At 63.5% G+C, this 12364-nt stretch carries 10 protein-coding genes; 5 read left to right on the plus strand and 5 right to left on the minus strand.

Translation table 11 applies throughout. From position 1 onward, the window contains the following. Window positions 1–60: 60 nt before the first annotated feature. On the minus strand, window positions 61–879 hold the full coding sequence (locus ACGYK2_RS12100) for a GntR family transcriptional regulator (protein ID WP_271689232.1): 819 nt from the start codon (window positions 877–879) through the stop codon (window positions 61–63). Here ACGYK2_RS12100 and ACGYK2_RS12105 point away from each other — a divergent pair. From ACGYK2_RS12105 to ACGYK2_RS12125, 5 genes are read left to right on the plus strand one after another with little or no spacing between them, the layout of a single operon-like run. Continuing rightward, on the plus strand, window positions 844–1872 hold the full coding sequence (locus tag ACGYK2_RS12105) for a histone deacetylase family protein (protein WP_271689231.1): 1029 nt from the start codon (window positions 844–846) through the stop codon (window positions 1870–1872). The genes ACGYK2_RS12100 and ACGYK2_RS12105 overlap by 36 nt on opposite strands. Beyond that, window positions 1869–3431 carry an acetolactate synthase large subunit gene (locus ACGYK2_RS12110; protein WP_271689230.1) on the plus strand — a complete coding sequence of 521 codons (1563 nt, stop codon included), beginning with the start codon at window positions 1869–1871 and terminating at the stop codon, window positions 3429–3431. Before ACGYK2_RS12105 ends, ACGYK2_RS12110 begins: the two co-directional genes overlap by 4 nt. A 17-nt stretch (window positions 3432–3448) precedes the next feature. Next, a complete protein-coding gene (locus ACGYK2_RS12115) occupies window positions 3449–4738 on the plus strand; it encodes an ArgE/DapE family deacylase (protein WP_394374302.1) in 1290 nt (429 codons plus the stop codon). Beyond that, the gene (locus ACGYK2_RS12120; RefSeq protein WP_271689228.1) at window positions 4735–5847 is read left to right on the plus strand and encodes a phosphotransferase; all 1113 of its coding nucleotides are present in this window, start codon (window positions 4735–4737) and stop codon (window positions 5845–5847) included. The genes ACGYK2_RS12115 and ACGYK2_RS12120 overlap by 4 nt, the downstream gene beginning before the upstream one ends. 3 nt (window positions 5848–5850) lie before the next feature. Then, window positions 5851–7182 carry an aspartate aminotransferase family protein gene (locus ACGYK2_RS12125; protein WP_271689227.1) on the plus strand — a complete coding sequence of 444 codons (1332 nt, stop codon included), beginning with the start codon at window positions 5851–5853 and terminating at the stop codon, window positions 7180–7182. Between the two features lie 10 nt (window positions 7183–7192). Here ACGYK2_RS12125 and ACGYK2_RS12130 read toward each other — a convergent pair whose 3' ends face one another. The 4 genes from ACGYK2_RS12130 to ACGYK2_RS12145 all read right to left on the minus strand — a co-directional run bounded on the left by ACGYK2_RS12130 (window position 7193) and on the right by ACGYK2_RS12145 (window position 12260). Further along, window positions 7193–8809, minus strand: coding sequence for an ABC transporter ATP-binding protein (locus ACGYK2_RS12130; protein WP_271689226.1), 1617 nt, complete (start codon window positions 8807–8809; stop codon window positions 7193–7195). A 19-nt stretch (window positions 8810–8828) separates the two neighbouring features. Continuing rightward, the gene (locus ACGYK2_RS12135) at window positions 8829–9647 is read right to left on the minus strand and encodes an ABC transporter permease (protein WP_082852164.1); all 819 of its coding nucleotides are present in this window, start codon (window positions 9645–9647) and stop codon (window positions 8829–8831) included. 2 nt (window positions 9648–9649) lie between these two features. After that, window positions 9650–10606, minus strand: a complete 957-nt coding sequence (locus ACGYK2_RS12140; protein ID WP_271689225.1) for an ABC transporter permease — start codon at window positions 10604–10606, stop codon at window positions 9650–9652. Between the two features lie 82 nt (window positions 10607–10688). Then, window positions 10689–12260: an ABC transporter substrate-binding protein gene (locus tag ACGYK2_RS12145; RefSeq protein ID WP_271689224.1), complete on the minus strand. Its 1572-nt coding sequence runs from the start codon at window positions 12258–12260 to the stop codon at window positions 10689–10691. Window positions 12261–12364 lie beyond the last annotated feature (104 nt).

Below are 12364 nucleotides of genomic sequence, written 5' to 3' on the forward strand. Positions count from 1 at the left end.
GACGTCGGCTTTTTGCAGTCGCTTGGGTGGTCGCCGCGAGATAGGCGGCGTCTTGGTGGCTCATTCACCTGTGGTGAATGATTGGATGTATCTTATGATCCCCTCCTTTGCGTCATCGATGTCTGCGCGCATTTCCGCAGCTGCGGCTGCGGGATCGCGATTCTCACAGGCTGCAATAATTGCCTGATGATGTCGAACCAGCCCCATCTGCTCTTGCGCATAGTACCCGGCGATTAGCGGCCCCATGCGGAGCCATAGCCCGCTCAGGATGGCCAGCAGGATCGGCATCTCCGCCGCCTCGACCAGCGCGAAATGGAACTCTTGATTATACTTCACCGCCTGCGGCCAGCGCCCGGCCACCGCTGCGGCCTCGTTCCGCTCCACGATCTTTTTCAAGCGGCGGATTTCCTTGGGGCCGACCATCTCAGCGGCGCGACCGGCGGCAAAGCCCTCCAGCTCGCGCCGGATGCTCGCGATTTCTAGATACTGCGCCTCTGTCAGCACCGGCACGCGCACATCGCGCACGCTACGCTGGACCAAAGCCTCATCCCGCAAGAGCCGCTGCACCGCGTCGCGCACCGGGGTCGAACTGGTGCCCAACCGCTCTGCCAAGCCGCGAATGGTGACCTTTTCATTCGGGCGAAGCCTGCCTTCCACCAAGTCCTGACAGACCCGATCATAGATCGCATCGCCCAATGAAACTTGATTGATCTCGGCCATCGCACCCTCATCCTTACTGGCCGACTTGCTGCCAGTTTTGATGCATGATGCATCATTTCTATTGAGCCTGCAAATTAAAACTGCGATGCTCCGCCACAACGACATCAGACCACAGGGAATGTGATGAAAGTCTTTTTCGACGAACGCCAGCTTGGCCATGCGCCGACACATTACTTTCGGCGCGGCGCGGCGATGCCGCATCAAGAACAGCCACAACGTGCTGAAATTCTACGCGATATGTTAATCGGCGAAGGGTTTGAGATCACCAAACCCCAGGACCACGGGCTTGCACCCATTAAAGCCGTACATAACCCTGACTACGTCGATTTCCTGCCCGATGCCCATTCCCGTTTCGTCGAAAGCGCGGGGCCGGATGCGCTGGCCATCCCCACCATGCACCCCGGCGTGCGGCGCGGGAAAGAGCCCAAGGACATTCACGGTCAATTGGGCTGGTGGATGACTGACACCTCGACCCCGCTGACCGAAGGGTCATGGGACGCGGCCTATTGGTCCGCCCAAACCGCCATTGAGACGGCCCAAACGGTGGCGACGGGTGCCCGCGCGGCCTATGCGCTCTGCCGTCCGCCCGGCCACCATGCGATGCGCGATTGCGCGAACGGTTTTTGCTTTTTCAACAACGCCTGTATCGCGGCAGAGCACCTGACCCAGACCTATAAGAAAGTCGCACTGATCGACATCGACGTGCACACCGGCAATGGCTCGCTCGATATCCTCTATGAACGCGGCGACATCTTCTTTTGCTCGCTGCATCCCGATCCGGCCACCTACCCCACCTTCTACCTTGGCCATGCCGATGAGACGGGCGAAGGCGACGGGGCGGGCAAATCACTAAACCTGCTGCTGGAGCAGGGCGCGCACCAAGATGAGGTGCTGGCCCTGCTCGACAAGGGCATCGCCGCGATCCGCGATTTCGGAGCCGAGGCGCTGGTCGTCTCGCTGGGCTTCGACATGGCCGCCGACGATCCGCTGGCCGCCGTGAAGGTCTACCCCGACGGCTTTGCCGAAATGGCGCGGCGCTTGGCGGCGCTGAACCTTCCCACTGCATTGATCCAAGAGGGCGGCTACCTTGGCCCCTCCCTTGCCGATAACGCAAAATCATTTCTCACAACATTCCGCGAGGCCACAGCATGAGCAAGACCCCCAAAGAAATGAACGGCGCGGAAAGCGTTGTGCGCAGCCTGCATGCGGGCGGGGTGGAGGTCTGTTTCGCCAATCCCGGCACCTCCGAGATGCAATTCGTCGACGCGCTGGACCGCACCAAACTGATGCGCTGCGTTCTGGGCCTGTTCGAGGGGGTGGTGACCGGCGCCGCCGATGGCTATGCGCGCATGGCGGGCAAACCGGCGGTGACCCTGCTGCACCTTGCCCCCGGTTTCGCCAATGCCGCCGCCAACCTGCACAACGCCCGCAAGGCGCGGGTGCCCATGGTCAACCTTGTGGGCGATCACGCGCTGCGGCACCAGAAATACGACGCGCCTCTGTCGGCGGATGTCGAAGGTGCCTGCGCGCCCTTCAGCGACTGGGTGCGTTCGGGTCGTGACGCGGACAGCTTTGCCGCAGATGCGATGACCGCCCTCGCGGTCGCCCAAGGCAAGCCGGGCAAGGTCGCCACGCTGATCGCACCCGCCGACATCGGCTGGGACGCGGGCGGCCAGAAGGCCGAGGTCGTGCCCCCCGCGGCCCCTGCCCCGCTGGACGAAGCCGCGCTTGATGCCGCGGTCAAAGCCTTGGAAAGCGGTGAGAAGACCGTGCTTTTGGTCGGCAGCGGTGTGCTGGAAAACCAAGAGGCGATGGCCTTGCTGCATGGTATCGCGGAAAAGACCGGGGCCGACATCCTCGCCCCGACCTCGAACCGCCGGTTGGAGCGCGGACAGGGGCGGTTTGCCGTCAACAAAATCCCCTATCCGATCAACGCGGCGCTCGAATGCCTTGCCCCCTACAGCCGCGCGATCCTGATCGAGACCCCGCCGCCGGTCGCCTTTTTCGCCTACCCCGGCAAGCCGAGCCTGCTGTTGCCTGTCGATTGCCACAACGTGACGCTCGCTCCCGTCGATGCCGATGGCGCCACCGCGCTGGCCGCTCTGGCGGACCGTATCGGTGCAAAACCCGCCACCCCGCGCGACCACGCGCGGCCCGCGGCACCTCAGGCGGGCGGCATCAGCCTGCAAAACCTCGGCGCGGCCTTGGCCAATGCGCTGCCCGAAGACGCAATCGTGGTGGATGAGGCGGTCTCCTCCGGCGGGGCCACTTTCCCGGCGGGCGACAGTGCCGCGCCGAACACTTGGCTCGCGCTGACCGGCGGGTCGATCGGCATTGGCATCCCCCTTTCCGCCGGGGCCGCCATCGCCTGCCCCGACCGCCCGGTGATCACGCTGCAAGCCGATGGCTCGGCCATGTACACCATTCAGGCGCTCTGGACCCAAGCGCGCGAGAATTCCAACGTCACCACCATCATTCTGGCCAACCAGTCCTATGAGATCCTCAAGGGCGAATTGCACAACGTCGGCGCCCAACCCGGCCCCGACGCGCTGAGCATGCTGAACCTCGACCGCCCGCAATTGGATTTCGTGGCCATGGCCAAGGGCATGGGCGTGCCCGGCAAACGGGTCGAAGACATTGCCGAGTTGATGCGCACCATCGAAGAGGCCGCGAAAGAGCCCGGTCCCTTCCTCATCGAAGCGATGCTGTAACCCCGAAAGGACACGCCATGCCCCTTGATCCAGACCTCAAGTCTCGCATCCTTCAGGCTGTCGAAGACGGATTTGCCGAACAGGTGAGCTTTACCCAAAAGCTCGTGCAAATGCCCTCCTTGCGCGGCCATGAACATGCGATCCAAGACCTGTTGTTTCGCAGCCTGCAAAGCCGTGGCTACGCGATGGACCGCTTCAAGATGGACCGCGCCGCGATCGAGGCGCATCCCGGCGGGTCGAAATACTCCGACGATCATTCCGACGCGCCCATCGTCGTGGGCATCCACCGCCCGCGCGATGAGCGAGGCCGCTCGCTGATTCTGCAATCGCATCTCGACGTGGTGCCCGAAGGCTTGCACGACATGTGGGACGATCCGCCCTATTCGGCCAAGATCGACGGCGATTGGATGTATGGCCGGGGCGCGGGCGATATGAAGGCGGGGGCGGCCGCGAATATCTTTGCGCTCGACGCGCTGCGCCGCATCGGGCTGCAACCGGCGGCAACCGTCTATGTGCAATCCGTGGTCGAGGAGGAATCCACCGGCAACGGCGCTTTGCAGACTTTCCTGCAAGGCTACACCGCCGATGCGGTTTTCATCCCCGAACCCGAAGAGGAAATGCTGGTCCGCGCCAACACCGGCGTCATCTGGTTTCAGGTGCAGTTGCGCGGCGTGCCGGTCCATGTGCGCGAAATGGGCGAAGGGGCCAATGCCATTGATGCCGCCACCCGCGTCATCACAGCCCTGCACGAGATGGAGGAGGATTGGAACGCCGAGAAGGGCGAGCACCCGCATTTCGAAGGCGAGGCCCATCCGATCAACCTTAACATCGGCAAGATCGAAGGCGGCGATTGGGCGTCATCGGTGCCGTCATGGTGCAACATCGATTGCCGCGTTTCCATCTACCCGGGCCGCAGCGCCGAGGATGCCGCGCGCGAGATCACCGAGCGGGTCAAGGCCTTCGCCCAAAGCGACAACTTCCTGTCGAACAACCCGCCCCAGGTGGTCTTCAACGGTTTCCACGCCGAAGGCTATGTGCTGGAGCCGGGCAGCGAGGCCGAAGCCGTCTTGGAACGCGCCCATGAAGAGGCCATCGGCGCGCCGCTGCAATCCTTCATGACGGCGGGCTACCTCGATACGCGGGTCTATGCGCTGTACAACCAGATCCCCGCGCTCTGCTACGGGCCGAAATCGCGCAACATTCACGGGATCAACGAATCCGTTAGCCTCAGTTCGGTCAAGAAGATCACCCAAGCCATGGCGCTTTTCATCGCTGAATGGTGCGGGACCGAAGGCACCGCCCCATGACCGAGGCCGGGATCACGCCCCATGGCGGCCTGCCCCCCTTCCTCAGCGGCGTGCTGGTCGAAGAGACCGGGGCCCAGACCGACCTGCTGGCGCAAGACCCGCCCGCCTTTGACGCGGCCCGCGCAGCAGAGGTCGCGCTGCGCTGCTATGGGATCTCGGGAGAGATCGAACCGCTAGCCGCTGAAAAAGATGCGAATTTTCTCATCACCCTGACCACGGGCGAAAAGGCCCTGCTAAAGATCACCAATGCCGCCGAAGACCGGGCGGTGACCGACATGCAGACCGCGGCGCTGATGCATCTGGCCGCCGCCGATCCCGAACTGCCCGTGCAACGCATCTGCGCCAGCCTGAACGGCAAAGCTGCCGAGGTCGCCACCGCCGCCGATGGGCAGCCCCATGTCGTTCGCCTGATGTCCTTCCTCGGCGGCACCGTGCTCAGCAATGCGACCCCGCAGCCCGGCCTCTACCGCGCCTTGGGCGATTTTCACGCACGGGTCACCCTTGGGCTGCGCGGGTTCTTTCACCCCGCGGGCGGGCATTTTCTGCAATGGGACATCAAACAAGCGGGCCATCTGCGCCCCCTTCTGGCGGATGTGCGGGACGCCGCGCTGCGCCAGCAGTTGCAGCATAGGCTTGACCAGTTCGACGCGGAAACCGCCCCTCGATTGCCGCATCTGCGGGCGCAGATCGTGCATAATGACTTCAACCCCCATAACATTCTGGTCGACGCGCCACAGGCGCAGTACCCCGTCGGGCTGATCGACTTCGGTGACATGGTGCATACGCCGCTGGCCTGCGATCTGGCGGTGGCCTGCTCCTATCAACTCGGCCAAGGCACAGACCCGCTGGGCGCCATTTGCGAGATGGTCGCGGGCTTCGCCGCACGGCTGCCGCTGGAGGCCGAAGAGGTCGCGCTTCTGCCCAGTCTGATCCGCCTGCGCCATGCCACCACCTTGGCGATCGGCGCCTCCCGCGCGCGGCGCTATCCTGAGAATGCCCCCTATATCCTGCGCAACGCCGCCGCCTCGCAACGCGGGCTTGCCGCGCTCGACCATGTCGGCGACGCCGCCGCGATCAAAGCCCTGCACCATGCTGCGGGAACGGAGTGACCGATGACCATGATCAACGCCTATGACAGCGCCCAGGCCGAGGCCCTTAGCCCCGCAGACCGCGCCCTGATCGACCGCCGCGCCAAGGCGCTTGGCCCCGCCTATCGGCTGTTCTACGACCAGCCGCTGCATATCACGCGCAGCGAGGGTGTCTGGCTTTGGGATAAGGACGGGCGCAGATATCTCGATGCTTATAACAACGTCGCATCGGTCGGCCATTGCCACCCCCGCGTGGTCGAGGCGATCACCCAGCAGTTGGGCGTGCTGAACACTCACACCCGCTATCTGCATGAAAACGTTGTCACTTACGCCGAACGGCTGCTCGCCACCATGCCCGAAGCGCTTGGTCATGTCATGTTCACCTGCACCGGGTCCGAGGCGAATGACATCGCCCTGCGCATCGCCCGCAGCTATACTCGGCGCGAGGGCGTCATCGTCACCCGCCTTGCCTATCACGGGCTGACCGAGGCGGTGGCCGAACTTTCTCCCTCCTTGGGCGACTTCACCCCGCGCAGTTCGCGCATCCGGCTGATCGACGCCCCCGACACACTGCGCATTCCGGCAGCCCTGCAAGGCGCAAAACTCGCCGCCGATCTGGCCCAAGCGATTGCCGAGATGCGCGCCGATGGGATCGAGCCTGCGGCCTTCATCGTCGATACGATCTTTTCCAGCGACGGGCTGCACCCCGATCCGGCGGGGTTCCTGCAACCGTCGGTCGATCTGATCCGCGCCGAGGGGGGGCTTTTCATCGCTGACGAAGTGCAACCCGGCTTTGCCCGCACCGGCGATGCCTTCTGGGGGTTCCAGCGCCACGGTCTGGTGCCTGACATGGTCACGATGGGCAAGCCGATGGGCAATGGCTTCCCCCTTTCCGGCACCGCGATGCGGCCAAAACTGGTGCAAGAATTTGGCGAAAGGGCACGCTATTTCAACACCTTTGGTGGCAACCCCGTGGCCGCCGCCGCAGGCATGGCGGTGCTCGACGTGATCGCGGATGAAGGATTGCAGGACAATGCCACAGCCGTCGGCGGTTTTCTCAAGAGCGGTTTGCAAGACATCGCCACCCGCTACTCTGAGATCGGCCATGTGCGCGGCGCGGGGCTGTTTCTGGCGGTCGAATGCGTCACCGCGCGCGAGACCAACGCCCCCGATGCCGCCCGCGCCAAATTCGTGGTCAACCATCTGCGCCAGAATGGCGTCTTGATCAGCGCCACCGGGCCGGGGGCCAACGTGCTGAAAATCCGCCCGCCGCTTGTCTTGCAGCAGGCCGAGGCGACGCTGTTTCTAGAGGCGACCGAAGCCGCCTTCGCCGCCGCGCGGGCCGAGGGGGTTTAACCCTGCGGCCCTACTGCGCCTCGCGCAGGGACCGCTCCCGCGCGCGGGCCTCGGTCAGCCATTCCGGGTCCATCTGCGGCACCGATGTCAGCAGCCGCTTAGTATAGGCCTGCTTTGGATCGCCGAAGATCTCGTCACGCCCGCCCTGCTCCACGATCTGGCCATTCTTGAGAACGATCACCTTATGGGCAATCGCCTCTACCGTGGCCAAGTCATGGGTGATGAACATGAAGGTCAGGTCCAGCTCGGTCTGCAACCGCACCAAAAGCCGCAGGATCCCTTCGGCCACCAATTGGTCCAGCGCGCTGGTGACCTCGTCACAGATGATGAACTCCGGCTCGGCTGCCAGCGCCCGTGCGATGCCCACGCGCTGCTTCTGCCCGCCCGAGAGTTCGCTGGGTTTGCGGTCAAGGAAAGCGCGGTCGAGGTCGACCAAATCCATCAGTTCCGCCACCCGCGCCTGAAGCTCTTGCCCCCTGCGGCCCGTGAACTTGCGCACCGGGCGGGCCAAAATCTCGCGGATACTGTGGCGCGGGTTCAGCGAGGTATCCGCCGATTGATAGATCATCTGGATATTGCGCAGCGTCTCGGCCCCGCGTTTGGCCAGTTGCGGCTCAAGCGGCGCATCGTTCCAGAAAAACTGCCCGGCGACGGGGGGCAACAGCCCCGCGATGACCCGGGCGAGGGTAGATTTACCCGACCCGCTTTCCCCGACGACGGCAGTGGTCTGGCCGCGCGGAAAGGTGAAGTTGAGGTTGTCCAGAACCGTCATCGGCCCATAGGCCGCCGAAACCCCCTCGCAGCGGATCAGCGCCGGAGCCTCCCCCGCCTCTGCATCGGGGCGGCGAAACGACCGCACGGCCCAGAGCGAGCGGGTATAATCCTCTTGCGGGGCGTCGAGCATGGTCTTGGTCGGCGCGGTCTCCACCGCCGCGCCATCCTTCATCACGCAGATGCGGTCGGCCATCTGGCTCACCACCGCCAGATCATGGGTGATATAGATCGCCGCCGTGTCATATTGCTCCACAATATCGCGGATCGCGCCCAGCACTTCGATCTGGGTGGTGACGTCTAGGGCGGTCGTCGGCTCGTCAAAGATGATCAGGTCGGGGCGGCAGGCCATGGCCATCGCCGTCATCGCCCGCTGCAACTGACCGCCCGACACTTGGTGCGGGTAGCGAAAGCCGATCTCTTCGGGGTTGGGCAATTGCATCTGACGGTAGAGCGCGACGGCGTCCTGCTCTGCCGCCGTGCGGCCCGAGACACCGTGCAAACGCGGCGCTTCGGTATATTGGTCGATCAGCGTCTTGGCGGGGTTAAAGCTTGCCGCCGCGGACTGGGCGACATAGGCGATGCGTTTGCCGTGCAACCGGCGCAATTGCCCGCGCCCCATGCCGATCAACTCGGTGCCGTCGAATTCGACGCTGCCCCCGGCAAAGCGCACCCCGTCGCGGACATAGCCCATCGCCGCCAGCCCGGCGGAGCTTTTGCCCGCCCCGCTTTCGCCGACAAGGCCCAACACCTCACCCCGGTCAAGCTCCAGATCGAGCCCCTTGATGATTACATTGGGCCGCGCGCGGCTGCCTGCCTCAAGCCGGAGACCGCGAATGTTCAGAAGATTTCCCATATGCTTGGCCCCTGCTTGGTTAACTTTTCAGACCGCTGGCGCGGTGCAGCATCCAATCGACGATCAGGTTGATCGCAACGGTCAACAAAGCGATGGCAGCCGCCGGGATCAGCGGCGTGATATCGCCAAAGCTGATCAAGGTGGCGTTCTCTTTCACCATCGATCCCCAATCCGCCGTAGGCGGCTGAATCCCGATGCCAAGAAAGGACAGCGCCGCGATGAAGAGAAACACAAAGCAAAAGCGCACGCCGAATTCAGCGATCAGGGTGGACCAGATGTTGGGCAGAATCTCGCGCCGCAGCAGCCACGGCGTGCGCTCTCCGCGCAGCTTGGCGGCCTCGACGAAATCAAGGCCGACGACATTCATCGCCGCCGCGCGCGACAGGCGGTAGACCGGCGCCACATAGATCACCGCGATCACCCCGACCATATTGGGGATCGAGGGGCCGACAATGGCCAAGAGCATCAGCGCCAAGATCAGCGGCGGCACGGCCATCAACACGTCGACGAGCCGCGACAGGACTTCGTCCAGCCAACCCCCTTTAAGCGCGGCCAGCATCCCCAGCGTGGCCCCGACCGAAAAGGAAATGGCCGTGGTCAGCAGCGCCAGCCCGACCGTATTGCGCGCGCCAAAGATCATGCGTGACAGCATATCGCGGCCCAGATTGTCGGTGCCAAGCGGATGCGCACCACTCCACGGCAGATAGGCGTCGCCCACCACTTCCGTCTCGCCATAGGGCGCGATCCACGGGGCGAAAAGCCCGGTAATCGCCACCAGGACCAGCACCACCATGCCAAAGATCGCCGAAGGGGGCGCGGATTTCAGCAAAGATTTCATCGTTATCTCCCGTGCCGCAGACGCGGGTTCGACATGATCGAGATGATGTCGGCCAGAACGTTCAGCGTGATATAGACAGCGGCGAAGAACAGCCCCACGGCCTGCACCACCGGGAAATCCCGGCTGGAGACGGCATCGACCAACAACTGGCCCAAACCGGGGTAGGAAAAGACGACCTCAACCACCACCACGCCGACCACCAGATAGGCAAGGTTCAGCGCCACCACATTGACGATCGGCGCCAGCGCGTTGGGCAGCGCGTGTTGCAGAATGATGCGCCAGCGCGGCACGCCCTTGAGGCGGGCCATCTCGATATAGGGCGAGGCCAGCACGTTGATGATGGCCGCCCGCGTCATCCGCATCATATGCGCCACGACCACCAGAATAAGCGTCAGCGCGGGCAGAAAGCTGCGATAGAGCGCGTCCCAAAGCCCCGTGGCGCTGTCGATCCGTGCCAGCGTCGGAAAGACGCCTGCTTTGATCGACAAAATCAGGATCAGGACATAGCCCACGAAAAACTCGGGCATGGAGATGGCGGAAAGCGCGGTCAGGTTGACGCCGCGGTCAAACAGCGTGTTGCGCCACAGCGCCGCCAGCAGCCCAAGGATCACCGCCAGCGGGGCGGCAATGACGGCGGCATAGACGGCCAGAAACATGGTATTGGCAAGCCGCGGCCCCAACAGCTCAGACACCTCGCGCCCCGAGGCCAGAGAGGTGCCGAAATCACCGTGCAGCACGCCGCCAAGCCAATCAAAATACCGAAGATGCGCTGGTTGATCGAGGCCGAGTTCGGCGCGAAAGGCCGCGAGGGTCGATTCAGTCGCCGATTGGCCAAGGATTTGCTGCGCCAGATCACCGGGCAAAAGTTCGATGCCAACGAACATGAGGGCGGATACGACAAAGAGGGTCAGAATGCCGAGGGACACTCGGCCGATAACAAGCTTCTGAAGCCGGGACATTTTAAGGTTTTCTCCGGCCCGGGGCGGGCCATTGGTGCGGGAAACGGACGGCCCTTGGGGGCCGCCCGCGTGAAGCTGTGGCTTAGGACATCCACCAGCGTTCGATGAAGCGCTGGCTGTCGAGATCCCACATCTCGGACACTTCCTCGGGCATCTGAACGCTCTCGCTCATGGCCGAGACATATTGACCAAAGGCCGGGATCAGCGCGCCGCCCTGCTCTTTCACGATCTTCTGCATCTCGCCGTACATCTCGGCGCGGCGGGTCTGGTCCAGCTCGGGCCGGGCCTGCAACAGCAGCTCATTGAAGCGCTCGTTGTCCCATTTGGTCTCGTTCCACTCCGCATCGGCGGCATAGCCGGTCGAGAACATGAGGTCAGGCGTCGGACGGCCACCCCAATAGGAACAGCAGAAGGGCTTTTGCAGCCAGACGTTCGACCAATAGCCGTCATCCGGCTCGCGCTTCACTTCGATGTTCAAGCCAGCAGGCCGCGCGCTTTCGGCGAAGAGCACGGAGGCATCCACGGCCCCGTTGAACGCCGCATCCGAAGTCGAAAGCGTCACGTCGAGGCTTTCCAGCCCCGCCTGTTTCAGATGGTACTTCGCCCGCTCCGGATCATAGGTGATCTGTTCCAGATCGTCGTTGTAATAGGGCATGGAGCGCGAGATCGGTTGGTCATTGCCCACGGTGCCATAGCCGCGCAGAACCTTTTCGATCATGTCTTCGCGGTTGATGCCGTATTTCAGCGCCATGCGCACGTTCAGATCATCGAAGGGCGCCGTGTTGGTCTGCATTGGCATGATGTAATGCAGGGTGCCGTCCTGGGTGTGGATCTTCACGTTGGGCGCGCGGCCCAGAAGGTTGATGGTTTTGAGGTCGGGCCGGTCGATCAGGTCGACCTCACCGGTCATCAGCGCGTTCATCCGGGCCGCCGGGTCGCCGACTTTCAGGATCACGACCTTGTCGAAATGCGCGCGGCCTTCTTTCCAGTAGTCATCGCGGCGCGAGAGTTCGACCCGCACGCCCGGCTCGAAGACATCGATCACATAGCCGCCGGTGCCGATGCGGCTGTTGGGGTCGATCGTGCCATCGCCGGTGTCTTGGCGAATGCCGAGGTGGTAATCATTGAAGATGAACGGGAAATCCGCGTTGCCGGCGGCCAGTTCAAAGATCACGACCTTATCGCCATCGGCGCGGATATCGGTGATCTGCTCAAGCAGCGGTTTGATACCGGATTTGGACTCGGGCCCCATGTGGTGACGGATCGAAGCGATCACGTCATTCGCCGTGGCCGCCTTGCCGTCCGAGAATTGCGCATTGTCGCGCAGGCGGAAGGTCCATGTGGCCGCATCGCTGCTGGCCTCAAAGCTCTCTGCAAGGTCGGGCTGGGCGGTGCCGTCGGGGGCGATCTCAGTCAATGTGTTGAAGACCGCATAGCCGCTGGCGAACATGAAGTCGTTGTTGAAGGTCGCAGGATCAAGGCTGTCGGAGGTCGAGCCTTGGGTAAAGCCCACCCGCAGGGTGCCGCCCTTCTTGGGTTGCGCCTGTGCCCGCGCTCCGCGTGGCAGGATCAGCCCTGCCCCCACGGCGGCGGCGGTCCCGGCTAGAAAGCTGCGACGGCTCGGGCCGGTTTGACGGTTTGTGAAATTGGTCATTGTATCCCCCTTTGTTTGTTTTCTTGCTCGAACGCTCTGACAAAGCGCTCGGCGTCTTGCTGCGGTGCCGCGTCATTGGCCGCCGCCCTCGCACTGGCGTGGGC

The organism is Sulfitobacter sp. 1A10359, assembly GCF_043558145.1.
Taxonomy (GTDB): domain Bacteria; phylum Pseudomonadota; class Alphaproteobacteria; order Rhodobacterales; family Rhodobacteraceae; genus Sulfitobacter; species Sulfitobacter faviae.

Bases quoted from the DNA above. Each gene is read 5' to 3' on its own strand.
- ACGYK2_RS12120 (WP_271689228.1), top strand. From the start codon at position 4,735: ATGACCGAGGCCGGGATCACGCCCCATGGCGGCCTGCCCCCCTTCCTC.
- ACGYK2_RS12115 (WP_394374302.1), top strand. From the start codon at position 3,449: ATGCCCCTTGATCCAGACCTCAAGTCTCGCATCCTTCAGGCTGTCGAA.
- ACGYK2_RS12105 (WP_271689231.1), top strand. From the start codon at position 844: ATGAAAGTCTTTTTCGACGAACGCCAGCTTGGCCATGCGCCGACACAT.
- ACGYK2_RS12125 (WP_271689227.1), top strand. From the start codon at position 5,851: ATGACCATGATCAACGCCTATGACAGCGCCCAGGCCGAGGCCCTTAGC.
- ACGYK2_RS12110 (WP_271689230.1), top strand. From the start codon at position 1,869: ATGAGCAAGACCCCCAAAGAAATGAACGGCGCGGAAAGCGTTGTGCGC.
- ACGYK2_RS12135 (WP_082852164.1), bottom strand. From the start codon at position 9,647: ATGAAATCTTTGCTGAAATCCGCGCCCCCTTCGGCGATCTTTGGCATG.
- ACGYK2_RS12145 (WP_271689224.1), bottom strand. From the start codon at position 12,260: ATGACCAATTTCACAAACCGTCAAACCGGCCCGAGCCGTCGCAGCTTT.
- ACGYK2_RS12100 (WP_271689232.1), bottom strand. From the start codon at position 879: ATGGCCAAGCTGGCGTTCGTCGAAAAAGACTTTCATCACATTCCCTGT.
- ACGYK2_RS12140 (WP_271689225.1), bottom strand. From the start codon at position 10,606: ATGTCCCGGCTTCAGAAGCTTGTTATCGGCCGAGTGTCCCTCGGCATT.
- ACGYK2_RS12130 (WP_271689226.1), bottom strand. From the start codon at position 8,809: ATGGGAAATCTTCTGAACATTCGCGGTCTCCGGCTTGAGGCAGGCAGC.